Annotated in this window: 23 protein-coding genes; 13 read left to right on the forward strand and 10 right to left on the reverse strand. The window is 64.2% G+C overall.

All coding sequences use genetic code 11. The features are described from left to right. Positions 1-112: 112 nt before the first annotated feature. The 7 genes from treZ to ACFTR6_RS02635 all read right to left on the reverse strand — a co-directional run bounded on the left by treZ (position 113) and on the right by ACFTR6_RS02635 (position 11,231). Complete coding sequence (treZ, locus tag ACFTR6_RS02605; protein ID WP_377956769.1) at positions 113-1,921, reverse strand: malto-oligosyltrehalose trehalohydrolase; 1,809 nt, start codon at positions 1,919-1,921, stop codon at positions 113-115. Next, on the reverse strand, positions 1,918-4,230 hold the full coding sequence (gene treY, locus ACFTR6_RS02610; RefSeq protein WP_377956770.1) for a malto-oligosyltrehalose synthase: 2,313 nt from the start codon (positions 4,228-4,230) through the stop codon (positions 1,918-1,920). Before treY ends, treZ begins: the two co-directional genes overlap by 4 nt. Beyond that, positions 4,227-6,611, reverse strand: a complete 2,385-nt coding sequence (gene glgX / locus ACFTR6_RS02615; protein WP_377956771.1) for a glycogen debranching protein GlgX — start codon at positions 6,609-6,611, stop codon at positions 4,227-4,229. The genes treY and glgX overlap by 4 nt, the downstream gene beginning before the upstream one ends. A 111-nt stretch (positions 6,612-6,722) precedes the next feature. Next, the gene (locus ACFTR6_RS02620) at positions 6,723-8,267 is read right to left on the reverse strand and encodes an NAD(P)H-hydrate epimerase (protein WP_377956772.1); all 1,545 of its coding nucleotides are present in this window, start codon (positions 8,265-8,267) and stop codon (positions 6,723-6,725) included. Between the two features lie 18 nt (positions 8,268-8,285). Next, positions 8,286-8,633 (reverse strand): holo-ACP synthase, encoded by a 348-nt coding sequence (locus ACFTR6_RS02625; protein WP_011692749.1) that lies wholly within the window; start codon positions 8,631-8,633, stop codon positions 8,286-8,288. Between the two features lie 4 nt (positions 8,634-8,637). After that, a complete protein-coding gene (gene glmS / locus ACFTR6_RS02630) occupies positions 8,638-10,530 on the reverse strand; it encodes a glutamine--fructose-6-phosphate transaminase (isomerizing) (protein WP_377956773.1) in 1,893 nt (630 codons plus the stop codon). A gap of 80 nt (positions 10,531-10,610) precedes the next feature. Further along, on the reverse strand, positions 10,611-11,231 hold the full coding sequence (locus ACFTR6_RS02635; protein ID WP_377956774.1) for a signal peptidase I: 621 nt from the start codon (positions 11,229-11,231) through the stop codon (positions 10,611-10,613). A gap of 149 nt (positions 11,232-11,380) precedes the next feature. Between ACFTR6_RS02635 and coaA the strand changes: the two genes are divergently transcribed. Genes coaA through mscL form a run of 3 tightly spaced genes read left to right on the forward strand, consistent with a single transcriptional unit; the run spans position 11,381 to position 13,797 of the window. Beyond that, positions 11,381-12,346, forward strand: coding sequence for a type I pantothenate kinase (coaA, locus tag ACFTR6_RS02640; RefSeq protein ID WP_377956775.1), 966 nt, complete (start codon positions 11,381-11,383; stop codon positions 12,344-12,346). A 5-nt stretch (positions 12,347-12,351) separates the two neighbouring features. After that, on the forward strand, positions 12,352-13,338 hold the full coding sequence (locus ACFTR6_RS02645) for a D-alanyl-D-alanine carboxypeptidase family protein (protein ID WP_377956776.1): 987 nt from the start codon (positions 12,352-12,354) through the stop codon (positions 13,336-13,338). Positions 13,339-13,389: 51 nt separating this feature from the next. After that, positions 13,390-13,797 (forward strand): large conductance mechanosensitive channel protein MscL, encoded by a 408-nt coding sequence (gene mscL / locus ACFTR6_RS02650; RefSeq protein WP_377956777.1) that lies wholly within the window; start codon positions 13,390-13,392, stop codon positions 13,795-13,797. Between the two features lie 79 nt (positions 13,798-13,876). Here the strand turns inward: mscL and glmM are convergent, their stop codons facing one another. The 3 genes from glmM to rplM all read right to left on the reverse strand — a co-directional run bounded on the left by glmM (position 13,877) and on the right by rplM (position 16,407). Continuing rightward, positions 13,877-15,235 (reverse strand): phosphoglucosamine mutase, encoded by a 1,359-nt coding sequence (gene glmM, locus ACFTR6_RS02655; protein WP_377956778.1) that lies wholly within the window; start codon positions 15,233-15,235, stop codon positions 13,877-13,879. A 185-nt stretch (positions 15,236-15,420) separates the two neighbouring features. Continuing rightward, on the reverse strand, positions 15,421-15,927 hold the full coding sequence (gene rpsI / locus ACFTR6_RS02660) for a 30S ribosomal protein S9 (RefSeq protein WP_087873934.1): 507 nt from the start codon (positions 15,925-15,927) through the stop codon (positions 15,421-15,423). A gap of 36 nt (positions 15,928-15,963) precedes the next feature. Further along, positions 15,964-16,407 (reverse strand): 50S ribosomal protein L13, encoded by a 444-nt coding sequence (gene rplM / locus ACFTR6_RS02665; protein WP_076801291.1) that lies wholly within the window; start codon positions 16,405-16,407, stop codon positions 15,964-15,966. A 305-nt stretch (positions 16,408-16,712) separates the two neighbouring features. On the opposite strand from rplM, the gene ACFTR6_RS02670 reads away from it, so the two are divergent. The 10 genes from ACFTR6_RS02670 (at position 16,713) to ACFTR6_RS02715 (ending at position 25,299) form a co-directional block, all read left to right on the forward strand. Continuing rightward, on the forward strand, positions 16,713-17,366 hold the full coding sequence (locus ACFTR6_RS02670; RefSeq protein ID WP_377956779.1) for a prepilin peptidase: 654 nt from the start codon (positions 16,713-16,715) through the stop codon (positions 17,364-17,366). Positions 17,367-17,638: 272 nt separating this feature from the next. After that, positions 17,639-17,851, forward strand: a complete 213-nt coding sequence (locus ACFTR6_RS02675; protein WP_377956780.1) for a Flp family type IVb pilin — start codon at positions 17,639-17,641, stop codon at positions 17,849-17,851. A gap of 211 nt (positions 17,852-18,062) precedes the next feature. After that, positions 18,063-18,488, forward strand: coding sequence for a TadE/TadG family type IV pilus assembly protein (locus tag ACFTR6_RS02680; RefSeq protein ID WP_377956781.1), 426 nt, complete (start codon positions 18,063-18,065; stop codon positions 18,486-18,488). Beyond that, on the forward strand, positions 18,476-19,507 hold the full coding sequence (locus ACFTR6_RS02685; RefSeq protein ID WP_377956782.1) for a pilus assembly protein TadG-related protein: 1,032 nt from the start codon (positions 18,476-18,478) through the stop codon (positions 19,505-19,507). The genes ACFTR6_RS02680 and ACFTR6_RS02685 overlap by 13 nt, the downstream gene beginning before the upstream one ends. A gap of 164 nt (positions 19,508-19,671) precedes the next feature. After that, positions 19,672-20,298 carry an RcpC/CpaB family pilus assembly protein gene (locus tag ACFTR6_RS02690; RefSeq protein ID WP_377956783.1) on the forward strand — a complete coding sequence of 209 codons (627 nt, stop codon included), beginning with the start codon at positions 19,672-19,674 and terminating at the stop codon, positions 20,296-20,298. Beyond that, positions 20,295-21,491 carry a CpaE family protein gene (locus ACFTR6_RS02695; protein WP_377956784.1) on the forward strand — a complete coding sequence of 399 codons (1,197 nt, stop codon included), beginning with the start codon at positions 20,295-20,297 and terminating at the stop codon, positions 21,489-21,491. Before ACFTR6_RS02690 ends, ACFTR6_RS02695 begins: the two co-directional genes overlap by 4 nt. After that, positions 21,488-22,933, forward strand: coding sequence for a CpaF family protein (locus tag ACFTR6_RS02700; RefSeq protein ID WP_377956785.1), 1,446 nt, complete (start codon positions 21,488-21,490; stop codon positions 22,931-22,933). Before ACFTR6_RS02695 ends, ACFTR6_RS02700 begins: the two co-directional genes overlap by 4 nt. 143 nt (positions 22,934-23,076) lie before the next feature. Beyond that, the gene (locus ACFTR6_RS02705; protein WP_377956786.1) at positions 23,077-23,874 is read left to right on the forward strand and encodes a type II secretion system F family protein; all 798 of its coding nucleotides are present in this window, start codon (positions 23,077-23,079) and stop codon (positions 23,872-23,874) included. Positions 23,875-23,885: 11 nt separating this feature from the next. Further along, positions 23,886-24,782 (forward strand): type II secretion system F family protein, encoded by an 897-nt coding sequence (locus tag ACFTR6_RS02710; protein ID WP_377956787.1) that lies wholly within the window; start codon positions 23,886-23,888, stop codon positions 24,780-24,782. 274 nt (positions 24,783-25,056) lie between these two features. Further along, complete coding sequence (locus ACFTR6_RS02715) at positions 25,057-25,299, forward strand: Flp family type IVb pilin (RefSeq protein WP_377956788.1); 243 nt, start codon at positions 25,057-25,059, stop codon at positions 25,297-25,299. The last annotated feature ends 183 nt before the right edge of the window (positions 25,300-25,482 follow it).

Genomic DNA, 25,482 nt, shown 5'->3' on the forward strand with positions numbered 1-25,482 from the left:
CCTGCCAGCCGCGCCCGGGCCGCGGGGAAGGCGTCCACCATCCGGTCAACCGGCGGTGGACGCCTTCCCCAAGACCGGCGGTGGACACCTGCCATGCGGCTAGAGCCGAGGCTCAGTCGCTCACGACGGCGGCGCTCAGCGGCCCGAGCTCCGCACGTTCACCTTCCAGCTGGGCGACGTCGTCGGTGGCCAGCAGCAGGGCCCTGCCCGCCCCGTCCAGGCTCACCGGCTGCTCGGAGAAGTTGAGCAGCACCTGCACGCCGCCGCGCCGGAACCGCAGCCAGCGGGCGTCCTCGTCGAACTCCACCTGGGTGTCCTCGAAGCCCAGCTTGGTGAGGTCCGGCGTCGAGCGGCGCAGCGCAGTGAGGGAACGGTACAGCTCCAGCAGCCGTGCGTGGTCTCCTTCGGCGGCCTCTGCCCAGTCCAGCTTGGAGCGGCGGAACGTCTCCGGATCCTGCGGATCAGGCACGACGGCGGGATCCCACCCCATACGCTCGAACTCCCTGATCCGGCCTTCCGCCGTGGCCTTGCCGAGCTCCGGTTCGGGGTGGGAGGTGAAGAACTGCCACGGCGTGCTGGCACCGTACTCCTCCCCCATGAACAGCATCGGGGTGAAGGGACCCGTCAGGGTCAGCACAGCGGCCAACGCGAGGCTCCCGTACGGCAGGCTCTGGGAGAGCCTGTCCCCGGTGGCGCGGTTGCCGATCTGGTCGTGGTTCTGCGAGCAGACCACCAGGGCGGCCGGGTGGACCGCGCTGAAATTGATCGGCCTGCCATGGTGCCGGCCGCGGAAACTGGAGTAGCTGCCGTCGTGGAAGAAACCGTCCCGCAGCACCTTGGCCAGGGCCGCAAGCGAGTCGAAATCGCTGTAGTAGCCCGTGGTTTCGCCGGTGACGTTAACGTGGACGGCGTGGTGGAAGTCGTCGCTCCACTGCCCTTCCAGCCCGTACCCGTTGACGTCCCGCGAATACAGGAGCCGCGGGTTGTTGAGGTCCGACTCGGCAATGAGCGTCAGCGGACGCCCCACCTCAGCGGAGATCTGGTCCGCCAGCGCCCCGAAGTCCTCCAGGATGTGGACCGCCCGTTCGTCCTTGAGGGCATGGACGGCGTCCAGCCGCAGGCCATCCACCCGGTAGTCGCGCAGCCACATGGCCAGGTTGTCCAGGATGTACCGGCGCACATGATCGGACCCGTCCCCGTCCAGGTTCACGGAGTCGCCCCACGTGTTGCCCTCGCCGTGCTTGAGGTAGGGCCCGAACCGCGGCAGGTAGTTCCCGCTGGGTCCGAGGTGGTTGTACACCACGTCCTGGATCACGCCGAGGCCTGCGGAGTGGGCCGCGTCCACGAACCGCTGGTACGCCTCCGGTCCGCCGTAGGCCTCGTGGACGGCGAACCACTGCACGCCGTCGTAGCCCCAGTTGTGCGTGCCGTTGAACGCGTTCACCGGCAGCAGTTCGATGAAGTCCACGCCCAGGCCGGCCAGGTAGTCCAGCTTGCCGGCGGCGGCATCCAGCGTCCCTTCGGGCGTGAACGTGCCGAGGTGCAGCTCGTAGATGACCGCCCCCTGCAGTTCCCTGCCCTGCCAGCCGTCCTCCTGCCACTGGTGCGCGCCGGGGTCGAACGTGCGGGACAGGGCGTGGACGCCGTCCGGCTGGCGCCGGGTCCGCGGATCCGGCAGCGGCGTTTCATCGCCGTCCAGAAGGTACCCGTAGTCCGCCTCGCCGCTTGCCGGCGCCTCGGGAGCCGTCCACCAGCCCTCGTCCTCCGGCCCGGTGCCCGACCTGCGCTGCATGGCATAGCGCTCCCCGCCGGCCAACAGCGTCACGGACTTGGCCTCGGGCGCCCAGACGTCAAAGCGCTCAGGTCCCTGCACGGGCTTTGCTGCTTCACGGGGGTAGGTTACCTGGCCTGTCTGCGTCATGACTCTCCTCCGGTCTGCGGCACCAGCAGCGCAACGGGGTAGGTGCGGAAAATGTCGGCCACCTTCACGCTCCCCGGCCCGTAGCCGGTACCGGTCAGTTCGTCCTTCATGGCGGTCTTAAGTTCGACGGCGGTGTCCCGCCACCCGCCCGACCGTTCCAGTCCGTAGGGCAGCCGGGTGGCCAGGGTGAGTGCTCCGCCCCGGTCGAACCCGAGCAGGTGCCCTGCGGCAGGACCGCTGGCCTGGACCGGGCTGTAGCCGGTGAACAGTTCCGGCCGGCCGCGGCGCAGCCGCAGGGCCCGCGAGGTCACCAGCAGCTTGGCGGCCTGATCCGTGAACGACGCCGGCAGCTCGCCCGCGTCCAGCTGCTCCAGGGCGGCGCGGCGGTCGTCAAAGCTGAACGGGCGCCGGTTGTCAGGATCCGTCAGCGACCGGTCCCAGAACTCCGTGCCCTGGTACACGTCCGGAACGCCGGGCATGGTCAGCTGCACGAGCTTTGCCGCCAGCGAGTTCGAGGCACCATGCGGTTCCAGGAGCTCCACGAGGGCCTCCACCTCGGCCTGCACCGCAGGGTTGTCGAAGACAGCGTCGACGGCGGCGGTCAGCTTCTCCTCAAAGGCGGGATCAGGATCGGTCCAGCTGGTCGAGTTTGCGGCTTCGCGCGCGGCCTTCATCGCGTAGTACTGGAGGCGTTCCCGGCTGGCGGGCCAGGCGCCGGCGACGGCCTGCCAGAGCAGTGCCGACAGCGGGCCGTCAGGCAGCGGGGCCAGTTCCCGCAGCCGGCGCAGCGCCTTTTCCCATTCACCGGCAACCTCGGAGATGACCGAGATCCGCGCCCGGGTGTCCTCGCTGCGTTTGGTGTCGTGCGTGCTGAGCGTCGTCATGGACAAGGGCAGCTCGGCCTGCCGGCGTGCCATCCGGGCATGGAACTCATCCGGCTCCACGGAGAATTCGGTGGGATCGGCGCCAACTTCCGTGAGGGTCCCCAGACGGTTGAAGCGGAAGAACGCGGTGTCCTCCACGCCCTTGGCCATGACCATTCCCGAGGTCTGCTGGAAACGCCGGGCCAGCTCCAGTTCGGTGTCCAGCAGCAGCGGCTGCAGCTCCTGGATGGTCTGGTCGAGTTCCGGCCGCCTGCGGGCCGCAAGCTCGCAGGCTTCCTTCAGCACCTCGGCACCCTCCGGCAGGTAGGTGCGGTAGACCGGGAAGGCGGCGATGATCTCGGCGATCGCGTCTGCCGCGGCATCGGCGGACAGCCCCGCGTCGCCCGGAACCAGCCGGGTCAGCCGCAGGATTTCCGAGTGGAGGATACCGTCGGTGATCCGGCGCTTGGTTTCGCGGATCATGTCCTCATAGTCGGCGGGCTCACCGCCGCGCAGCGACGCGTCCAGCCGGTCCAGCGGCTCCTGGCCACGGGGATCGACGAGGACGCGGTCGACGTCGGCGAGGGCGTCGTAGCCGGTGGTGCCTTCGCATTCGAAGCTGGCCGGCAGCTGCTCCCCCGGCTCGAGGATCTTTTCGATCAGCAGGTAGGCGCCGCCGGTGGCCCCGCGCAGCCGCTTCAGGTAACCCTCGGGGTCGGCCAGGCCGTCCGGGTGGTCGATCCGAAGGCCGTCCGCGAGCCCCTCGCGGAACCAGCGCACAACCTCCTGATGCGCCTCGTCGAAAACGGCGGGCAGCTCCACACGGACGCCGGCGAGAGTGTTGACCGCAAAGAAGCGCCGGTAGTTCAGCTCGTTGTCCGCGCGCCGCCAGCCCATGAGTTCATAGTGCTGCCGGGCGTGGACGTCCCGCGGTGCGTCGCCTTCGGTGTAGGTGCCGTCAGCGAGGGGGAAGCGGTGGTCGTAATACCGCAGCTCCCCATCCTTGATTTCGAGCTTGTCCAGGTCATCGTCGCTCCCCAGAACCGGAAGCCTGATGCGTCCCCCGCCAAGGTCCCACTCGACGTCGAACGCTTCAGCGTAGCGGGACTGGCGCCCCTCCTTGAGCAGCGACCACCACCAGGGGTTCTGCGCCGGAGTGGCGACGCCGACGTGGTTGGGCACGATGTCGATCAGGACGCCCATGCCGGCAGCGCGGGCTGCCTTGGAGAGTGCAGTCAGCCCCTCCGGACCGCCGCGCTCGGGGTCGATGGCGGAGGGGTCGGTGACGTCGTAGCCGTGGTCGGATCCCTGCTCGGCGGTCAGGATCGGTGAAAGGTAAACCCAGTCGACGCCGAGCGACCGCAGGTACGGCACGGTTTCGGCCGCGTCGAACAGCGTGAAGCCCTTCCTGATCTGCAGCCGGTAGGTGGAAACCGGTGTTTTCATGCGCCCTCCCCCGGCTTGCCCGGATTGGCCTTGCCGGTCCGCTTACCCGCGGGCTTGGCGGCGGGCTTTTCCGCCGGCTCGGCCGCGTTCGCCGGCGCGGCAGCAGAATCACCGGCTGGCCGCTCCTCGGCTGCCTTTCCAAGCTGAGGGTCCGGCTTCTTCGTCTTGGCCGGTTCAGGGACGGCGGGGGCCGTGAGCGCCGCGGTCTCGGCGGTGGCCGTCTGCGTCAATGCGGCCAGCGAAGCAGCCACGGAATGGTCGGGCTCCTCCTCCGGGGCGCTGTGCGCACGGAGCACCACCAGGGACTTGGCCGCCACGGACAGCAGGCTGCCCGCGTTCGCCGGCTCGGAGTCCGCCCCTTCGCCCGCGGTGTCGATGATGATGTCCCAGGCCGGGGCGTATTCGTCCGGCGGCAGCGTGAATTCAACGTCGCCGTCGTGCGCGTTGAAGTAGAGCAGGAAGTTCACGTCGGTGATGCGGCGGCCGCGGTCGTCGTGGCCCTGGATGCCGTCGCCGTTGAGGAACATGCCCACCGAGCGGCCGAAGCCGCTGTCCCAGTCCTCCGGCTGCATGAGGTTGCCGTCGGGATCCAGCCAGACGATGTCCGGCAGCCGCTCGCCCTCACCGCGCCGGACCGGCCGGCCGTCGAAGAAGCGGCTGCGCCGGAAGGTCGGGTGCTTGGCGCGCAGCGAATTGACGGCCGCGGTGAATTCGATGAGGGGCTGGTCCACGCTGTCCCAGTTCATCCAGGTCAGCTCCGAGTCCTGGCAGTACCCGTTGTTGTTGCCCAGCTGCGTTCGGCCCATCTCATCGCCGTGCGCGATCATCGGCACGCCCTGCGAGAGCAGCATGGTGGCGATGAAGTTGCGCTGCTGCCGGGCCCGTAGAGCCAGGACCTTGGGGTCATCCGTGGGACCCTCCACACCGCAGTTCCATGAGCGGTTGTGGGATTCGCCGTCCTTGTTCTCCTCGCCGTTGGCATCGTTGTGCTTCTCGTTGTAGGAGACGAGGTCCCGCAGAGTGAAGCCGTCATGCGCGGTGACGAAGTTAATGGAAGCGACGGGGCGGCGGCCGGAGTGCTCGTAGAGGTCTGCCGAGCCGGTGATCCGGGAGGCGAACTCGCCGAGCGTGGCAGGTTCCCCGCGCCAGAAGTCGCGCACGGTGTCCCGGTACTTGCCATTCCATTCCGTCCACTGCGGCGGGAAGTTGCCCACCTGGTAACCACCGGGGCCGACGTCCCACGGCTCGGCGATGAGCTTGACCTGGGAGACCACCGGGTCCTGCTGGATGAGTTCGAAGAAGGTGGAGAGCCGGTCGACGTCGTAAAACTCGCGGGCCAAAGCGGCGGCGAGGTCGAAGCGGAACCCGTCCACGTGCATCTCGGTGACCCAGTACCGGAGCGAGTCCATGAGCAACTGCAGGGAGTGCGGCTGGCGGACGTTCAGGGTGTTGCCGGTGCCGGTGTAGTCCATGTAGTACTGCTTGTCGTCCTCGACGAGCCGGTAGTAGGCCTCGTTGTCGATGCCCTTGAAGCTCAGCGTGGGCCCGAGGTGGTTGCCTTCGGCGGTGTGGTTGTAGACGACGTCGAGGATGACCTCAATGCCGGCGCGGTGCAGTGAGCGGACCATCGCCTTGAAGTCCTGGACCTGCTGGCCTGCGTCGCCGGTGGAGCTGTAGGTGTTCTGCGGCGCGAAGAAGCCGATGGTGTTGTAGCCCCAGTAATTGCTCAGGCCCTTCTCCTGCAGCGTTCCGTCGTTGACGAACTGGTGCACGGGCATGAGCTCGATCGCGGTGACGCCCAGCTTCTGCAGATGCGAGATGACTGCGGGGTGCGCCACGCCAGCGTACGTGCCGCGCTGCTCCTCGGGGATTTCCGGGTGCAGCTCCGTGAGCCCCTTGACGTGCGCTTCGTAGATAACCGACTTGTGATACGGAATGCGCAGGTTCTGGTCGTTGTCCCAGTCGAAGAACGGGTTGATCACCACGCCCATCATCATGTGCGGCGCAGAATCGGCGTCATTCCGCGATGAGGGGTCGCCCATGTTGTAGGAGAACAGCGCGGGGTCCCAGTCGATCTGGCCGGCGACGGCCTTGGCGTAGGGGTCCAGCAGCAGCTTGTTCGGGTTGAAGCGCTGGCCGTTGGCGGGGTTGTACGGCCCGTGGACGCGGTAACCGTACTTTTGCCCGGGCTGCACCTGCGGCAGGTAGCAGTGCCACACGTAGCCGTCCACTTCCCGGAGTGTCACCCGGGATTCGGTGCCGTCCTCGTCGAAGAGGCAGAGTTCCACCTTTTCTGCGTGCTCGCTGAACAATGCGAAGTTGGTTCCCGTGCCGTCAAACGTGGCTCCCAGCGGGTAAGCCGATCCGGGCCAGATTTCCATTCGTGCTCCTATACATCGTCCAACACTGCGTCCGGCAGGTCTTCACGCACCACCTGCACGGAACTTGGTCTTACCGTAGCGGCTGGGTATGACTATTACACGGCCCTACCGCTAATTACTAAGCGTGCTGACTTTACCCCATATTTCGGGTAGGGCGTCGGATATGCGGCCCGCTGTCAAGGGTCCGCCGGCCGCAGCGGCCGCTCCGGCCATCCCGTGCAGGCTGGCCCCCATGGCGGCGATGGCCGCCCAGCGCTCATCCGGATCGATGCCCACCGCACGGAAGCGTCCGACGTCGGACCCCACCTGGGCGAGCAGCGCACCGATGATTCCGGCCAGCACATCACCGCTGCCCGCGGTGGCCATCCAGGGCGTGCCCTCGGCCTGGCTGTAGAAGTCCTGGTACGGAGATGCAATCAGCGTGGTGGCACCCTTCAGCAGCACCGTGGCCTCGGTCAGCCCGGCGGCGCGGCGCACGGCGGCGAGGGTGGCGGCTTCGACGGCTTTACGGTCCAAATCGGCGCCGAGGCGCTGCAACAGGGTGGCCAGCTCCCCGGCGTGCGGCGTCAGCACCACCTGCGGAGCCAGCACGTCCGGCAGCACGGGCAGGGCTCCGGCGTCGGCCACGATGGGCAGGCCGGAGTCGACGGCGTCGCGGACGCGCTGCATCTCCTCCTCGTCCGTACCGTCCATCCCCGAACCGACGAGCCAGGCCTGGACATGCGTTTCGGCCACGGTGCCGGTGCTGCAGACCACCTCGGGGCAGCTCTGGCGGATGAGGTCCGCCACCTCGGGCGGCCCGACGTAGCGGACCATGCCGACGCCGGCGGAGAGTGCCCCGCGGCAGGCGAGCACGGCGGCGCCCGGGTAGGCCGGGGACCCGGCCACTACTCCGAGGACGCCCCGCGAATACTTGTGGGCGCGGCGCGTGGGCCGCGGGAGCAGGGTTGCGAGGTCGGCGGCTTCGACACGCCGCAATGCGGGCCAGGGCAGCGAGTCTTCGATGCCGATCGGGACCACCACCACCCGGCCGGCGAAATCCGCCCCGGGGTCCGCCAGCAGGCCGGCCTTGGCCCCGCCGAACGTGACGGTGATGTCCGCCGGCAGCACGGGTCCTGCGGCCTCGCCGGTGTCCGCGTCCACGCCGCTGGGCACGTCGCACGCCACCACGATGCCGCGGGGGCCGGTAACAGGCAGCATCCCGGCTAGCCGTGACACGAGTTCCGCTGACGCTTCCCGGAGTCCGCCCCGGGCGCCGGTTCCCAGAAAAGCGTCAATTACGACGTCGGCCCTGCCGGCCAGCGCTGCCAGCTCACCGGCATTCGCGTCGGTCAGCGTCAGGACCCGGCCGCCGGCGCGCCGGAAGGCGGCCAGGCCGTCGGGGTGGGCACTCGCGGAGGCGAGGACCGCCGTCGTCCGCATGCCCCGCCCTGCAAGGTGGGCGGCGGCGAAAAGGCCGTCGCCGCCGTTGTTCCCCTTGCCGGCCAGGACCACCACGCTGGAGCCGTACAGGCGGCGCCCGCGGCCACGGAGCTCCGCGATGGCGGCGCCGGCCATGCCGCGGGCTGCCCGCTGCATGAGAACAGCGCCCATACCTGAATCCAGCAGGGGCTTTTCAGCGTCCCTGATCTGGGTTCCGGTATAGGCGCTGATCATTTGGTCAGTCCGTCCGGGTCAGCCCTCGGCCAGCACCGTGGCCGTGGCAATGCCGCCGTCGTGGCTCATGGACAGGTGCCACCGTTTGACGCCCTTGGATTCGGCCACGGCGAGCACCGTCCCCTTGACCTGGATGGTGGGACCGTTCTGGTCCAGTCCGATCCAGCAGTCCTGCCAGTTCATGCCGGCCGGCGCGCCCAGGACCTTGGCCACGGCCTCCTTGGCGGCAAACCTCGCTGCCAGGGAGCGGGTGTTCAGTTCCCGTTCGGCCGGCACAAACAGCCGGTCGCGCAGCCCGGGGGTGCGCTCCAGCTGCCGTCCGAAGCGCTCGATGTCCACTACGTCTACGCCGATCCCAACAATCATGGGCTTACTCTACTGTGACGCTCTTGGCCAGGTTGCGCGGCTGGTCCACGTCGTAGCCCTTGCCGGCGGCAAGTTCACAGGCGAAGATCTGCAGCGGCACGGTGGTCAGCAGCGGCATCAGCAGGGTCGGGGTTTCCGGGACGTAGAAGACGTGCTCGGCGTAGTCGCGGACCGCGTCGTCGCCTTCCTCGGCGATCACCAGAGTGCGGGCACCGCGGGCGCGGATCTCCTGGATGTTGGAGACCACCTTGGAGTGCAGCGAGTCCCGGCCGCGCGGGGACGGGACCACCACGAACACCGGCTGGCCCTCCTCAATCAAAGCGATCGGGCCGTGCTTGAGCTCACCGGCGGCGAAACCCTCGGCGTGGATGTACGCGATTTCCTTCAGCTTCAGCGCACCCTCCAGCGCCACCGGGTAGCCCACGTGCCGGCCCAGGAACAGCACGGACTTCTCGTCCTTCATGCTCCGCGCCAGCTCCCGCAGGTCCTCGGCCGAGTCCAGGATCTTCTGGATCTTCGCCGGGATCTTGCCCAGGTCAGCCAGCACATCCTTGATCTGCCCGGAGAAGATGTTCCCGCGCAGCTGCGCCAGGTACAGGCCCAGCAGGTACGCCGCGGTGATCTGCGCCAGGAACGCCTTCGTGGAGGCCACTGCGATCTCCGGCCCGGCGTGCGTGTACAGCACGGCGTCGGATTCGCGCGGAATGGTCGATCCGTTGGTGTTGCAGATCGACACCGTCTTCGCGCCCTGCTCCCGGGCGTAGCGGACCGCCATCAGCGTGTCCATGGTTTCGCCGGACTGGCTGATGGAGACCACCAGGGTGTTCTCGTCCACGATCGGGTCCCGGTAGCGGAACTCGTGCGCGAGCTCCACCTCGGTGGGGATCCGGCACCAGTTCTCGATCGCGTACTTGGCCACCAGGCCCGCGTACGCGGCCGTGCCGCAGGCCAGCACGATGATCTTGTCGACCTTCTTCAAAAGCTGCGGGTCAATGCGCAGCTCATCCAGGGTCAGCTTCCCGTTCGCGTCCGACCGGCCCAAAAGGGTCTGCGCCACCGCGTCGGGCTGGTCATGGATTTCCTTCTCCATGAACGACGCGAAGCCGCCCTTCTCCGCGGAGGCCGGGTCCCAGTCCACGTGGTATTCCTTGCCCTCGGCCGGGGCGCCGTAAAAGTCGGTGATGTCCACCGTGTCGGCGGTGATCGTCACGATCTGGTCCTGGCCCAGCTCCACCGCACGGCGGGTGTAGTCAATGAACCCGGACACGTCCGAACCCAGGAAGTTCTCACCCTCACCCAGGCCCACCACCAGCGGCGAGTTCCGGCGCGCGGCCACCACCACGTCGGGCTGGTCGGCGTGCACGGCCAGGAGCGTGAACGCACCCTCAAGCCGCTGGCACGCCAGCTCCATCGCCCGGGTCAGGCCGCCGTCGGAGACGTCCCCGCCCAGCTTGTTCCGAAAAATATCACCCAGCAGCGCCGCGGCCACCTCGGTGTCCGTCTCCGACGCGAAGACCACACCCTTGGCCAGCAGCTCCTGCTTCAGCTCAGCAAAGTTTTCAATAATGCCGTTATGGATCACCGCAAGCTTCCCGCCATCCGACAGATGCGGGTGCGCGTTCTGATCCGTCGGACCACCATGCGTGGCCCAGCGCGTGTGCCCGATACCGGTCAAAGACTCCGGCAGCGGCCGCTCCTCCAGCTCGGCCAGCAGGTTGCTCAGCTTCCCGGACTTCTTCCGCGAGGAAATCTCCCCGTCAGCCACCACTGCAACACCGGCCGAGTCGTAACCCCGGTACTCCAGACGGCGCAGGCCCTCAAGAACAACATCCAACGCACCATGCCCGGCATCAGCCCGGCCCGACGTACGGCCAACATAACCCACGATTCCACACATGGGTATAAGCCTATCGGTCTTTGCGGAGAACCGACGTCGGATGACCTCCTCCGGCGGCCGTCAGCCTGCCCGGCGGCCCGTCAGCCTGTCCGGCGCCTGCGGGCGCCAAGGAAGATGAGCAGCATGCACAGGCCGGCGAGGCCGGCTGCTGCCTGCACCATCAGGAGGTCACGGTCCATGTCGCCAGCCGCGCCGGCAAGGTAGCCTGCCAGCGGGATGGCGTAGAGCGGCTTTCCCATGATTTGGCGGGCATGGACGGGTTGTGCGTCGTTGACGACGGCGTTGTCAGCCTTGGTGATCAGGGTCCTCTCACCGTTCTGCTGGGCACCAAAGCCCACGATCCGGCGGGTCAGAACCTCGGTGCTGTCCAGGGTGGGCCGGTAGGTGACGACGTCGCCGTACTTCAGCTGGCTCAGGGGTGTGGGTTTCACCACCAGGAAGGTGCCTGCAGGGTATGCCGGGGCCATCAAATCCGTGCGCACCGTGTAGGTCCGGGATCCGGTGGCCTGGGGAATGGCAACCAGGACGGCCGCGGCACAGGCAAGGACCAGGAGCACTAGGAAGTTGGCCCAGCGCCCGGCCGCGGCGGAGCGCTTGCGGCGGCGTATTTCGGTGATCCGGGTGGCTGCTCCCCCGCCGCGCCTGCCGCCAAAGTCGCGGCCCGTCCGCTGCGGCAGCTCCGGTATAACTGCCTTCCCCATGTTCAGACCCTTCGTATTTCTGAGGCGGTTCTCCCTTATTTCCTGCACTGTTGCGTGGCAGGCTCAGGAACCGGTCATGGGTAGGGTCAAGATTCACTCAAGAACGGCCGCATTTCGCTCTTGGCGCAGGTCGGGGCAGAATCTCTAGGGTGACTTTGCAACGCAACGAAGCGAACGGAGAGGGTGTTTCCCCGTTCGTGGAGCTGGACCGGCAGACCTGGTCCCGGCTTTCGGCCCAGATGGAGCAGCCCCTTAATGAAGAGGACGTGCTGCGCCTTCGCGGCCTCGGCGACCCCCTGGACATCAGCGAGGTGCGGGACGTCTACCTCCCCCTCTCCCGGCTCTTGCACCTGTACGTGGAGGCGGCAGGCCAGCTGCATGCGGCCACCACCACGTTCCTTGGCGAGCAGACCCAGCGCACGCCCTTCGTGATCGGCGTCGCCGGTTCGGTCGCAGTGGGCAAGTCCACCATCGCCCGTGTTCTCCGCGAGATGCTGCGCCGCTGGCCGGGCACGCCGAACGTTGAGCTCATCACCACCGACGGCTTCCTGTATCCCCTGGCCGAACTCAAGCGCCGGCAGCTACTCGACCGGAAGGGCTTTCCGGAGTCCTACGACCGCCGTGCTCTGCTGCGCTTCGTGAGCGAGATCAAGGGCGGCGCCGAGGAGGTGCGGGCGCCCTGGTACTCGCACGTCACCTATGACATCGTCCCCGGCAAGGAAGTGGTGGTCCGGCGGCCGGACGTCCTGATTGTCGAGGGCCTGAATGTGCTCGCCCCGGCGCGGCCGCGGCACGATGGCCGCCAGGGCCTGGCCCTCAGCGACTTTTTTGACTTTTCCATCTATGTGGATGCCAAGACGTCCTACATCGAGGAATGGTACGTGGACCGGTTCCGCAAGCTCCGTTCCACCGCCTTCGCGCAGCCGGAGTCGTACTTCCACCGCTATGCCACGCTGTCCGATGAAGAGGCCGAAGCGACCGCCCGCAACATCTGGAAGCGCATCAACGAACCGAACCTGGAAGAGAACGTGCTGCCCACCCGGGGGCGGGCGCAGCTGGTGCTCACCAAGGAAGCGGACCATTCCGTCCGCAGGATGCTGCTGCGGAAGGTCTAGCGCACGTGTGCTACGACTGCTCTTCCGCTGCTTCCGTAAACGCCCGGTCGGGCGGCCGCCCCAGCCGGCGCGCAGTGGCGCAGCTGCTGCTGACGGGAGCCGGCCTGTCTGCCCTTGCCGCCTGCACCCCCGGCCCTGCCCCCGAAGCCCCGGGTTCCGCGGCATCGGGTTCCACGGCCATGGGCACGGCCTCACCTGCTGCTTCCGGCACGGCCACCACGGTTCCGACCGGTACCACGCCGTCCGCCGGGGGCTCGGCCCCGGCCTCCGCTACTGCTTCCGCCGCCTCGCCACCCAGCACGTCGGCGAAGCCGCCGTCCGCCACAGTGCCGGCGCCGTCCACGACGGCGGCGGCAGCACCGCCGTCGGCCGCCTCACGCCTGCCCAAGCAGCACTCACTGACCGCGCCCACCAGTCCCTGGGTCATCGTCAACAAGCACCGCCCGCTCAAGCCGGCCAACTACGTCCCGGCCGATTTGGTCCGGCCGCGTATGGCCCTCGCCGTCGCCGGCGAGGCGGCGCAGTTGAACAGCACGACGGCGGCTGCCGCGGAAAAGATGTTCGCCGCAGCAGCGGCGGACGGCGTGACCATGACGCTGGCGAGCGGCTACCGCTCCTACGCGACGCAGACCGCCACCTACAACGGCTACGTGAGCTCGCGGGGCCGGGCGGCAGCAGATACCGCCTCGGCGCGCCCTGGCCACTCGGAACACCAGACGGGCTGGGCGTTCGACATCGGTGACGGCGGCGGAGCGTGCAGCTTCCAGCCATGCTTCGCCGAGCAGCCGGCCGCCGTCTGGGCCAAGGCCAACGCGCACCGCTTCGGCTTCGTGGTCAGGTATCCGTGGATGCAGCACACCATCACCGGGTACTTCTACGAACCGTGGCACCTGCGGTACATCGGCGTCGAAGCGGCCACGGATATGCGGAAGCGCGGCATCGCCACGCTCGAGCAGTACTTCGGCCTGGAAGCAGCCCCCGGCTACCGCTGAGGCTGTCCCCTAAACTCTGGCCCGTAAACCCGGTGCGGTAGTTTGGTTGGCATGCTTAGTGGATTCAAGAAGTTCATTCTCAAGGGAAATGTCATCGACCTGGCCGTGGCAGTGGTGATCGGTTCGGCGTTCAGCGCCGTGGTGGATGCCCTGGTCAAGAGCGTCCTGATGCCGCTGATCTCGTGGCTCGTGGGAGAGCCCAACTTTGACGATTTCCTGGCGTTCGGTGACGTGCGCTTCGGCGTGCTGCTCACCGCGGTGGTCAACTTCCTGCTGGTGGCCTCAGCGCTGTACTTCGTCATTGTGGCCCCGATGAACAAGCTGATCGAGCACCGCAACCGGAAGCTGGGCATCGGGCAGGACGCCAAGCAGGAAGCAGCCGAGGATCCGCAGATCGCCCTGCTCAAGGAGATCCGCGACGCCCTGCACGCACAGAACCAGAACCAGGCCGCCAAGTAGCGCCGGCTATTTCGCCACAAAGAAGCAGCCCGCCTCCTGACTTTTCAGGGGGCGGGCTGCTCTTTGCTCTTGGGGTGCTTTAGCCGACGGGCTCCAGCGCCAGCTGGGTCTTCACAACCTGGGCGAGGCGTTCGGCGATTACCTGGGCGGTCTGCTGGTCGCCCGCCTCCACCATGACGCGCACAACCGGTTCGGTGCCGGACGGGCGCAGGAGAACGCGGCCGGTGTCACCCAGCTCGGCTTCAGCTGCCTTCACGGCGGCGGCCAGGGTCTCGTCTCCGCCCACCCGGCTGCGGTCCACGTCCTTCACGTTGATGAGGACCTGGGGCAGCTTGGTCATGATGGTCGCGAGGTCCTTGAGCGGGCGGCCGGTCAGGGCCACCTGCGCCGCGAGCTGCAGGCCGGTCAGGACGCCGTCGCCGGTGGTGGCGTAGTCGGCGAGGATCACGTGGCCGGACTGTTCGCCGCCGAGGTTGTAGCCGCCGTCGCGCATTTCCTCCAGCACGTACCGGTCCCCCACGCCCGTTTCGCGGATGGCGATGCCGGCGTCGCGGAGGGCGATCTTGAGGCCGAGGTTGCTCATGACGGTGGCCACCAGGACGTCGTCCTTGAGCTTGCCGGCATTCTTCAGCGCCACGGCGAGGATGGCCATGATCTGGTCGCCGTCCACCTCGTTGCCTTCATGGTCCACGGCAAGGCAGCGGTCGGCGTCGCCGTCGTGGGCAATGCCGAGGTCGGCGCCGTGCTCCACCACGGCCGCCTTGAGCAGGCCGAGGTGCGTGGAGCCCACGCCGTCGTTGATGTTCAGGCCGTCCGGTTCGGCGCCAATGACCACCACGTCAGCGCCGGCGTCCTTGAAGACCTGCGGGGAGCAGCCGCTGGCGGCACCGTGCGCGCAGTCGAGGACTACCTTGAGGCCGTCGAGGTTGTGCGGGAGCGTGCCCAGGAGGTGGACGATGTACCGGTCCTCGGCGTCGGAGAAGCGCTGGATGCGGCCAACCTCGCCGCCCACTGGGCGGACGGGCTCCTTGCCCATCTGGGCCTCGATCGCGTCCTCCACCTCGTCGGGGAGCTTCTGGCCGCCGCGGGCGAAGAACTTGATCCCGTTGTCGGGAGCCGGGTTGTGCGAGGCGGAGATCATGACGCCGAAGTCGGCGTCCAGGTCTGCCACGAGGTAGGCGGCTGCGGGGGTGGGCAGGACACCGGCGTCGTAGACGTCGATGCCGGAGCTGGAAAGCCCGGCTTCCACGGCCGCGGCGATGAATTCACCGCTGGCGCGGGGATCCCTCGCCACCACGGCACGCGGCCGTGCACCTTCGCTGGTGCGTTCATGGCCAAGCACGACGGCGGCGGCCTGGGCCAGCTGCAATGCGAGCTCGGCAGTCAACAGGCCGTTCGCCAGGCCCCGGACACCGTCTGTTCCAAATAATGTAGACATCGGGTCCAAGTTTAGACGATTCAGGTGCCCGCACCTGCCCAAAACGGCGGGTGCGGGGTGCGTTGCGGACGTTTCCCCTGCTCACCGGCGTCACCGGTCCAGTAACCGGGGTTAACGGCAGAAGCCCGCCCCGCCAGTGGCGGAACGGGCTTCTGTGCGAGGCGGGAACGCCTCGGTAAGCGGGATTAGCGCTTGGAGTACTGCTGAGCCTTGCGTGCCTTCTTGAGACCGGCCTTCTTACGCTCGATGACGCGGGCGTCACGGGTGAGGTAGCCGGCCTTCTTCAGGGTGGCGCGGTTGTTCTCGACGTCGATCTCGTTCAGCGAACGGGCGATGCCGAGGCGCAGTGCACCGGCCTGGCCGGAGGGGCCACCGCCGTGGATGCGGGCGATGACGTCGTAGGCGCCTTCGAGATCCAGGATCTTGAAGGGCTCGTTGACGTCCTGCTGGTGCAGCTTGTTCGGGAAGTAGTTCGCCAGCTCGCGGCCGTTGATGGTCCACTTGCCGGAGCCCGGCACAACGCGAACGCGTGCAACGGCTTCCTTGCGGCGGCCAACAGCTGCGCCGGCAACGGTCAGGGCCGGGCGCTCCTTCTTAGGAGCGGCTTCAGCAGCGCTGCTCTCGGAAGTGTAGCTGGTCAGGTTTTCCTCAGCCTCAACGGCTTCGGTGGTCAGTTCGTCGTTCTGAGCCACGGTTCTCCTCGTAAGTAAAAGTGTTGGTGGCCAGGACTACTGGGCGACCTGGTTGATTTCGAAAGTCTTGGGCTGCTGGGCTGCGTGGGGGTGCTCGGCGCCACGGTAGACCTTCAGCTTGCTCAGCTGCTGGGCAGCCAGGGAGTTCTTCGGGAGCATGCCCTTGATGGCCTTCTCAACGGCGCGGACCGGGTTGGTTTCCAGCAGTTCCGCGTAGTTGACGGAGGTCAGGCCGCCCGGGAAGCCGGAGTGGCGGTAAGCGCGCTTCTGCTCCAGCTTGGCGCCGGTGAGGGCAACCTTTTCAGCGTTGATGATGATGACGAAGTCGCCCATGTCCATGTGGGGAGCAAAGGTCGGCTTGTGCTTTCCGCGCAGCAGTGTTGCGGTCTGGCTGGCAAGACGACCCAGGACAACGTCGGTGGCGTCAATGACGTGCCACTGGCGGTTAATATCGCCGGGCTTCGGGGTGTACGTACGCACGGTGTTTGCCTCGTTCTTGTTCTGGCGTTCTGGGTTTAGGCGTCACGCGGGGTGCGCCTACTATCTATGCGCGACCGGAACAGAGGTGAGGGCTCTATGGACCAGTTATCCCCAAGTCCCGAATATGCCCGTCGGGTAGCGACCCTGCAACTGGATCCCCAAGCGGGCACGCATCATCGAGAAAGGACACGCACAACGACTACCAAGAATAGCGCCAACCGGACGCCAGGGTCAAAATGGGGTATCCGGTGGCGGGGGTCGTGGAGTCCTGCGCCAGCGCCGGGCCCGTCAACCCAGGAGTCCATGTGTCTGCAGCAGGTATGGCCGCTCTTTTTGCCTTTGCCATGGGACTCCTTGGCATTCTACTGAGCCCGCTCGCTGAACTCCTCATTGCCCGCACCCTCCCCCGCCTGGGCGGACTGCCCGGCGTGCGCACAAGGATTACGACGGCGGTGGTCACCGGAGCGCTCTGCGCCGCCCTTGCGCTGAGGTTTGGGATGGATTGGCCCCTGCCGGCCTTTCTACTGCTGGCGGTCATCGGCGTGCAGCTGGCCCGCATTGACCTGGCCCACCATCTGCTGCCGAATCCACTTGTCCTCACACTGCTGGTGGCCGGCCTGGCACTCCTCCTACTGGGCAGCTTCGCCGCAGCAGACTGGGTGGAGCTGCTTCGCGCGGCCGCTGGAGCGGCCATCCTGTTCGTTGTTTTCCTGATTTTGGCCCTAATTTCGCCAAGTGGCATCGGCATGGGCGACGTGAAGTTGGCTGCGCCTGTAGGCCTGTACTTGGGCTACTTGGGCTGGGGCCACCTGTTCTACGGCGGAGCGCTCGGCTTTGTGCTCGGCGGTATTTTATCCGTCGTTTTGATTAGGCTAAAACGCGCCAATTTGAGCTCAGAAGTCGCCTTTGGCCCGTCGATGTTGGCCGCCACCCTAGGTGCGGTTCTTTTGGCCGCCTAAACGTCAACCTGCGTTGGTTAAACGTTAGATTCCCTAGGATTTTCTTGCTGATTCCTTGAGTATCCAAGTAGTCCCCGTGCTTGGGATTTCCTTAACCTGAGTACTCGCTTGGGGGGAATACTTGCTTTTTTGGGTGGAAAGTCGGGTAGAACTACGCATTGTTGCCAACTGGCTTTCAGGTGGATTCTTGATTTATCGAAGCGCCGGCCCTTCGCGGATATGGGGGGAGTCGGAATTCGGTGAAATAATCCATCGAATTTAAGGAAAAAACAATGTCTACTTTCATGGTCTCCGTTCTTGCTTTCGTTGCGGGCGTAAAGGATCGCCTCTCTTCCGAAAAGGGCGCAACCGCAGTTGAGTACGGACTGCTCGTTGCCCTGATCGCGGCCGTCATCATCGGCACAGTCGTAGTTCTCGGTGGGCAGATTGATACTGCCTTCCAGACGATCGTCGACGAGCTGCCGGATCCTCCTGCTGCACCGTAGTCGTTCAAACCAGAATCCAGGGCGGGCCCGCCGGCAGCAGACTTCTCGTTTCGCCGGCAGGCACCGCACCTGGCTCTTTCCATCTCAAGGTCTTTCATTTCTTTTCATTTCCCAAGGTCTTTCTCTTCTTGGGTCTTCCGTTTCTCAGGCCTTTCGTTTCTCCAGGGGGAATCTCGTGGCTAGATCTCGTTTTCATCGGGTGAATGCATTCTTGAGCAAACTCACGGTACCGCGGCTCGGCGAAAAGGGTGCAGTTGCAGTCGAATTCGCACTGGTTCTCCCCATCTTTTTGATGCTAGTTTTGGGGATCTTCGAATTTGGCCGTGCTTTTAATATTCAAGTGTCATTGTCTGAAGCAGCCCGGGAGGCTGCCCGTTACGCGGCGGTCCAGTATGCCGATGAGGATTACAGCGATGAAGACGCGCAGAACGCTGGTGTCTCAGCTGCGCCGTCTGTTGCGCTGGTTCAGGATGACGTGGCACTTACCTATGAAGACGGGGCATGCTCACCAGGGGACAGCGTGACGGCGACGGTCACTTTTAACACAACCTATCTCACTGGTCTCCCTGGCTTGATTCCAGGAATGCCAACGGACCTTTCAATTTCCTCAAGGGGAGTCATGCGATGTGGCGGCTAACGCGCGAGGATTCGGAGCGGGGCGTCGTGGCTCCCCTGACAGCTCTGCTTACAGTGGCATTGTTGGGTATGACGGCATTCTCCGTCGATGTTGCGATGATGTATTCGGAACACTCCCAACTCCAAAACGGTGCTGATTCCTCCGCACTAGCGGTGGCCCAAGCCTGCGCAAATGACTCTTCGTCAGCAGAATGCACCGCGCCCGATGATCTGGCCGAGGCCATGGGTAAAGGCAACACGCTGGACAACGCAACCAATATCCAAAACCTCGTGGTTGATGTAAGTGCCGGCACCGTCGATGTCACTACACAATCGAAGGACACCGATGGAAACAACCACTTTTCACTGACATTCGCCCGCGCCCTGGGAATCGACACCGCTGACATCGCCGCATCCGCAAGTGCCAGCTGGGGAGCTCCAGGCGCGGGACCGACTCTTCCCTGGACTTTCTCCTGGTGCGTTTTTGAGCAAGCACTGAGTGAGGAGCAGCTCGAGGACCTCATCGCCACCGATGATTTCACCGGAGACCCCTCACTGACCGACGTGTTGATCAGATACGACACACTCGCACCCTCCAACACCTGCAATGGGCCTACTGGACACGCTGTACCAGGTGGCTTCGGCTGGCTTGATCAGGACGACAGCGGGACGTGCACCGCTGACGTCAATCTAGATGACCCCTCCGCTGGCAGCGATCCTGGAACCAACTTTCCAAACGATTGTAAAGCGAAGTTGGACGCCCTCAAGACGGGTCCGACATTGATCCCCATCTTCCAGAAAACCAACGGTCTGCAAGGAAATCAAGCCGAATACACGCTCTATGGTTTTGCGGCCTTCCAAGCTACTGGCTGGAGGTTCGGCGGTCAACCGGCTTTGAACTGGAACAACACATCCGCGCCTGCCTGTACCGGCGACTGCCGAGGCATCAAAGGCCATTTCGTCCGTTTCCTCTCGCTGGAAGAGGGCCTCACGGGTAACGGACCAAACCTGGGCGGAACCACCGCCCGACTCATCGGCTAGCTCCAACGATCTAAGAGATTGGAAAAACCAAATTGAAAACTCGCCTACTGGGAGGCGCCGTAGCACTTGTGCTGGCAATAGTTGGCACGCTGCTTCTGGTCTCATATGTACAGGGTTCCGAGCTACGTGCTCAAAAGGACCTACAACCTCTTGAAGTCCTGGTTGTGCAGAACCAGATTCCGGAGGGCGCAAGCCTCGAAGCCATCCAAAACGCGGTTAAGCTCGAGTCCCTACCGTCGGCTTCGGTTCCCAACGGCGCCCTCAAGAGCCTCGAAGGGCTGCAGGGGAAGGTCGCCGGCGTCGAACTCCTGCCTGGTGAAGCGCTCTTGGGTGCACGCCTGGTTGATCCGGAGAGCCTGTCAGCCCCCGGGTCGGTACCGGTTCCTGCCGGAATGCAGGAGATATCGGTTGAGTTGGCTGCTGAACGGGTGATTGGTGGCCGGCTGGTTGCAGGCGACACGGTCGGAATCGTCATGTTGTTCGCCGATGGTGCCCGCCCGGCCAATGCGGCCCCGGAGTCAGGACAGATGGTCTTCCACAAGGTCCTTGTCACGAGTGTCCAGCGCGCCCTGCCCAAGGCCACGAAGTCCAACGTCGAGACTGACCCGGCCGAAAAAGCCAATACGCAGCTGCCGACAGGCTCATTCATCGTGACCTTCGCCCGGAATGACACCGACGCCACGAAGATCGCGGTAGGCGCCGAGTTCGGAGAGTTGTGGCTTACGAAAGAGCCCGAGACCGCCAAGGAGAGCACACCCGTAGTAATCAAGAAAGCCGAGCTGTTCCGATGAGCCGCTTCGTCCTGATCACTTCGGACACGGACTTCGAACGCCGCGTCAGACAAGCTACGTCAGGAGTCCACGGCAGCCTGCACGCCATTCAGGCAGATTACCTGCCCCCAGGGCCAGACGACGTCCTTCGCCTCTTGACCGGCGACCCGGCTGAAGTCTTGCTTCTCGGTCCTGGCCTCCCCTTCGAAGATGCATTCAGGCTGGCCAGTCTCTTTGATCTCCAATATCCGGAGATCAGCGTCGTCCTCGTTGCGGCTGGGGACTCCGAACTCGCCCTGCCGGCAATGCGGGCCGGGATCCGGGATCTGCTGGATCCCCAGTCCGACGTCGACACCATCAGGATCCTCCTTGAACGTGCCAGCTTGGCATCAGCCGGGCGTCGTAGGGGCCTCGGAAACTCCGTAGAGGGACAGCGACAAGGAGGCCGGGTCATCGCCGTAATGTCGCCGAAGGGCGGAGTGGGCAAGACAACAGTCGCAACTAACATCGCGGTGGGATTAGCGAAGAGCCGCCCAATGGCAGTAGTAGTTGTCGACCTTGACCTGCAATTCGGAGACGTCGCTTCCGGACTCATGCTTGCCCCCGAAAGAACTATCTCCGATGGTGTGACTGGAGCAGCAGTTAACGACACAATGGTGCTCAAATCCTACTTGAGCGTGCACCCGGCAGGACTCTACGCTCTGTGCGCCCCACACGATCCGGCTGACATCGACCGTATCTCAGGCGGAGACATAACCCAGCTGCTTAGCCAACTGCAAAGCGAATTCGAGTATGTCGTAGTGGATACGGCGCCTGGTTTGGGCGAGCACGTTCTGGCCACGTTGGAAGTCGCCACTGATGCTGTCTGGGTCTGTGGAATGGACATCCCGAGCATAAAGGGCTTACGTACGGGTCTCCGCATTCTCAAAGAGCTCGATCTGCTGCCACAACACCGTCATGTTGTCCTGAACTTCGCCGACCGAAGAAGCGGGCTGTCGTTGCAGGATGTTGAGGCCACCATCACGTGCCCCGTTGACGTTGTTCTGCCAAGGTCTCGAACGGTGCCGTATTCCACTAACAAAGGCGTCCCCCTGCTCCAAGACGGCTCGAAAGACCAAGCCGCGAAAGGCCTCCATCATCTGGTCGACCGTTTGGGCCCGAATTGGGAAGCAAAACCACACAAGAAACTTCACCGAAGGGCGGTAGTGTCATGAATTTATCCAAGCGACTCAGTGCTGTTCGTGGATACGACAATCTGGAGACATCGCCGGAACCGGCCGTGGCAAACCAGTGGGCGGGCACTTCTGCTCCGTTTGGAACGCCAGCCGCGAGCACTACCGAAACAAGAGCGAACGCGGCGGAGTCCAGCGACGCCTTAAGCGCTGTCAAAGAGCGCGCCGCAACGGCCCTTTATGAGCGTCTTGGCACCCGGATCAGCGATTCTTCCCTAAATGAAGAAGAACTCAGCGCTTATGTCAAGGACGAGCTTCGCGCTGTGATCGAGGAAGACGACATACCTCTTTCACCGGGCGAGCGTCAGCGCCTCATTCAGGAAATCATGGATGATGTCCTAGGCCACGGCCCCTTGCAGCGCTTCCTGGATGACCCAGGCGTAACAGAGATCATGGTCAACGGGCCGGACAGTGTGTACGTGGAGCGCGGGGGCAAGCTGCTTATGACGAACACCAAATTCACCTCAGAGGAGCACTTGCGTCGAATCATCGAGCGGATAGTTACACGTGTTGGCCGGCGTATCGACGAATCATCGCCACTCGTAGACGCCAGGCTTCAGGATGGCTCCCGTGTCAATGCCGTCATCCCTCCACTTGCAGTCAGCGGGTCCACGCTGACCATTCGAAAGTTCGGACAGGTGCCGCTGACCGTCAATAACCTGATCGAATTTGGCACAATATCGGCAGCGATGGCGGAGCTGCTCCACGCCTGCGTCAGGGCGCGGCTGAACATCATCGTTTCCGGCGGAACCGGCACAGGTAAAACGACCCTTCTGAACGTATTGTCCTCCTTCCTGCCGGCAGACGAACGAATCGTCACCATTGAAGACGCGGTTGAGCTCCAACTCCAGCAGGACCATGTGGTCCGGTTGGAAAGCAGACCACAAAATATCGAGGGGAAGGGTGAAATCAGCATTCGGGATCTTGTTCGGAACTCCCTCCGCATGCGACCGGATAGGATCGTCGTCGGCGAAGTCCGTGGTGGCGAATCCTTGGATATGTTGCAGGCCATGAATACTGGCCATGATGGTTCAATTTCGACCGTCCATGCGAACTCTCCCCGGGATGCGATTGCCCGCCTGGAAACGCTGGTCCTTATGGCGGGCATGGACCTCCCGCTCCGTGCAATACGTGAACAGATTGCCTCGGCAGTGAACCTTATCGTCCATATTTCCCGTCTCCGCGACGGCACGCGTCGAGTCACAAATATCACGGAAGTCCAAGGGATGGAGGGTGACATCGTTACCCTGCAGGACGCCTTTGCCTTTGACTACAGCGCGGGAGTCGATGCAAACGGTCGATTCCTCGGCCAACCAATCCCGACAGGGGTCCGGCCCAGGTTCGTCGATCATTTTGCCGACCTGGGCATCACCATCTCACCCGCCGTTTTCGGGGCAATGCCTATGGGGGGCGGATACCGATGAATACCACAAGCCCCCTCTTTTTGGCTTGTGGTGTTGGTCTCTGCTTCATAGCCCTCACCATCGGCCTTTTGCTGGTGCTTCGCCCAGGTTCGGCAATTCCGCTATCTAGGCGGAGGCCAGACGTCCGCGAGAAGCCATCCCTTTTGACTCAGGCCACCACCACTGCTGTTTCATTTATTGACCAAGGGGTTGGAAAGAAGGCCAAATTCGTTACCGCAGACTCCTTGGAACAAGCCGGGCTTCGCCTCAAGCAGGCCGACTTCATCCTATTCGTGGCCTGTGCTGCCGTAACCGTCGGCGTTGTCGGTTTTATCCTCGGTGGAATTATCTTTGGTTTGCTTTTGCTGGCCGCAACCCCCTTTGCAGCCAAGATATGGTTGGCTTTCCTAACCGCTCGCCGCCGGGCCAAGTTCGCATCCCAGCTTGGGGAAACTCTTCAGATGATGGCCGGCGGCCTAAGAGCAGGGCACAGTCTCTTAAGGTCCATCGACGCAGTCTCTCAGGAGGCCGACGCGCCGACGTCTGAGGAATTCGCGCGGATCGTAACCGAAACGCGGCTCGGCAGGGATCTCAAGGAGTCGATGGCCGATGCTGCACTCCGCCTCAAAAGCGAGGACTTTGACTGGACCGGCCAAGCGATAGAAATCCATCGTGAAGTGGGTGGTGACCTGGCCGATGTCTTGGACCACGTGGGTGAAACCATTCGGGAACGTTCCGAGATCAAGGGACAGGTGCAGGCGCTTAGCGCTGAGGGAAAGTTATCTGCCTACATCCTTATCGCGTTGCCGATAGGCATGTTTGTTTACCTCAACTTCGCCAATCCCGGGTATATCGGCACGTTGTTCGCCAGTCTGCTCGGGTGGGGCATGGTTGTCTTCGCGGTGATCCAGCTGGTGATCGGGTCGTTCTGGCTCAGCCGAGTCGTCAAGATTAAGTTCTAAGGAGAATTCCCATGGCTCCCTTTGCCTGGTTAATCATCGCGCTCATCATCGCCCCCATCACCTATCTGATTTGGTCCTTAATCGCTGTGGACCGCCGCGGATTGGCTGCCGTACACGGTAACCTGGGACGTGCCGTTAAAAGTGCCGGCGTCGGGCCAACATCGGTGTCCACCGACCGCCCCGCCCTCGCTAACGTCGGTCGCCGCGTCACCCCTAAAGGTTATATAAGTTGGCTTGACAAGCTTCTGGCCAGAGCAGGCCGTCCTGCCAGTCTTCCCCTGGACCGGCTTCTGATGTTGAAGCCGGCCGCTGCACTGGTTGTCGCTCTTCTGTCGATACTGGTACTCCTTAAATCCCCATCCCCCGCCGGCTTTCTACTGGTTCTCTTGGTCACGGCACTAGCCTATCTAGCCCCGGACATTATTGTTCACAGCAGGGGCGCTGAGCGCCAAAAGGCCATAGCACTGGAACTCCCCAACACCTTGGACCAAATGCTGATCTCCGTTGAAGCCGGGCTTGGCTTTGAATCGGCGATGGCAAAGGCCAGCGCAAACGGCCAGGGTCCGCTTGCAGCCGAACTTGGCCGCACGCTACAGGACATGCAGGTCGGGCGAAGCCGCAAAGATGCCTACCTGGCGATGGCTGAACGGGTGGACTCCTCGGATCTGCGGAGCTTTGTCCGCGCCGTCGTACAGGCCGACACCTACGGAATTGCAATTGCTGCCGTACTCCGGACGCAAGCCAAACAGATGCGCATCAGACGGCGACAGCGCGCCGAAGAAAAGGCAATGAAGCTGCCAGTCAAGGTGCTTTTCCCTCTGATGTTTTGCATCCTGCCGGTGCTCTTCACCATCATCATTGGCCCAGCCGCTATCAACATCATGGACAACTACATGGGAAACATGTAGCTCCCTGCCACGCCCTATGCCTAAAACCCTGCTCGGCAGAACAAAGACCGGACCCCCTCGGATCCCAGTGCCGAGGGGGTCCTTTTGCTGTCCTCCTGGATTACGAAACGCTTCAAGCTTCAAGGTTTGCGCAAGCCTAGCGCAGGAAATGCGCAGGACGATCAGGGTTGGCTCAGGAAGTGCCAAAGACCAGCTTTAAGGCGCATTTCCGTTGCTAACTTTTTTACAGAGCTGGTGATGGACCAGCTTCCCAACACTCGCTCAGGAGTAAAAAATGCTTGCCTTCTTCTCTAACGCTGCTGCCCGTGTCCGTCGCGACGAAAAGGGCGCAACCGCCGTTGAATACGGCATCATGGTCGCCCTCATCGCCGTCGTCATCATTATCGCCGTCACAGCGCTGGGTGGCTCACTGAATGAAATGTTTGAGAGCGTGAAGTGCCAGATCGAGGGCGGCACCTACGGTGTTGCATCTGGCGCCGCTGCAGGTACTGCTCCCACCTGCACCCCGGCACCCTAAGCTTTTTCATCACGAATGGGCTTTCTCATCACGAGAGCGCCAAGTGCCAGGAGTGGTGGGGGGGGGGGGGGGGGGGCCCCCCCCCCCCCCCCCCCCCCCCCAGGGGGGGCGGCGCCACAAAGGGGGGGTGGGAAACAGGAGACGACAGCGGGGGGAGCGGAGTGGGTTATTTTGGAGTGGGAA

The sequence above is a fragment of the Arthrobacter sp. NPDC057009 genome (assembly GCF_042673905.1).
Taxonomy (GTDB): Bacteria; Actinomycetota; Actinomycetes; order Actinomycetales; family Micrococcaceae; genus Arthrobacter.

What these genes read in the sequence shown, in the direction of transcription:
- glgX (WP_377956771.1), bottom strand. Translation starts at nt 6,611, where the DNA reads ATGGAAATCTGGCCCGGATCGGCTTACCCGCTGGGAGCCACGTTTGAC.
- ACFTR6_RS02685 (WP_377956782.1), top strand. Translation starts at nt 18,476, where the DNA reads ATGTGGCGGCTAACGCGCGAGGATTCGGAGCGGGGCGTCGTGGCTCCC.
- glmS (WP_377956773.1), bottom strand. Translation starts at nt 10,530, where the DNA reads ATGTGTGGAATCGTGGGTTATGTTGGCCGTACGTCGGGCCGGGCTGAT.
- ACFTR6_RS02620 (WP_377956772.1), bottom strand. Translation starts at nt 8,267, where the DNA reads ATGATCAGCGCCTATACCGGAACCCAGATCAGGGACGCTGAAAAGCCC.
- ACFTR6_RS02675 (WP_377956780.1), top strand. Translation starts at nt 17,639, where the DNA reads ATGTCTACTTTCATGGTCTCCGTTCTTGCTTTCGTTGCGGGCGTAAAG.
- ACFTR6_RS02635 (WP_377956774.1), bottom strand. Translation starts at nt 11,231, where the DNA reads ATGGGGAAGGCAGTTATACCGGAGCTGCCGCAGCGGACGGGCCGCGAC.
- treZ (WP_377956769.1), bottom strand. Translation starts at nt 1,921, where the DNA reads ATGACGCAGACAGGCCAGGTAACCTACCCCCGTGAAGCAGCAAAGCCC.
- ACFTR6_RS02625 (WP_011692749.1), bottom strand. Translation starts at nt 8,633, where the DNA reads ATGATTGTTGGGATCGGCGTAGACGTAGTGGACATCGAGCGCTTCGGA.
- ACFTR6_RS02710 (WP_377956787.1), top strand. Translation starts at nt 23,886, where the DNA reads ATGGCTCCCTTTGCCTGGTTAATCATCGCGCTCATCATCGCCCCCATC.
- treY (WP_377956770.1), bottom strand. Translation starts at nt 4,230, where the DNA reads ATGAAAACACCGGTTTCCACCTACCGGCTGCAGATCAGGAAGGGCTTC.
- mscL (WP_377956777.1), top strand. Translation starts at nt 13,390, where the DNA reads ATGCTTAGTGGATTCAAGAAGTTCATTCTCAAGGGAAATGTCATCGAC.
- ACFTR6_RS02700 (WP_377956785.1), top strand. Translation starts at nt 21,488, where the DNA reads ATGAATTTATCCAAGCGACTCAGTGCTGTTCGTGGATACGACAATCTG.
- ACFTR6_RS02695 (WP_377956784.1), top strand. Translation starts at nt 20,295, where the DNA reads ATGAGCCGCTTCGTCCTGATCACTTCGGACACGGACTTCGAACGCCGC.
- ACFTR6_RS02715 (WP_377956788.1), top strand. Translation starts at nt 25,057, where the DNA reads ATGCTTGCCTTCTTCTCTAACGCTGCTGCCCGTGTCCGTCGCGACGAA.
- glmM (WP_377956778.1), bottom strand. Translation starts at nt 15,235, where the DNA reads ATGTCTACATTATTTGGAACAGACGGTGTCCGGGGCCTGGCGAACGGC.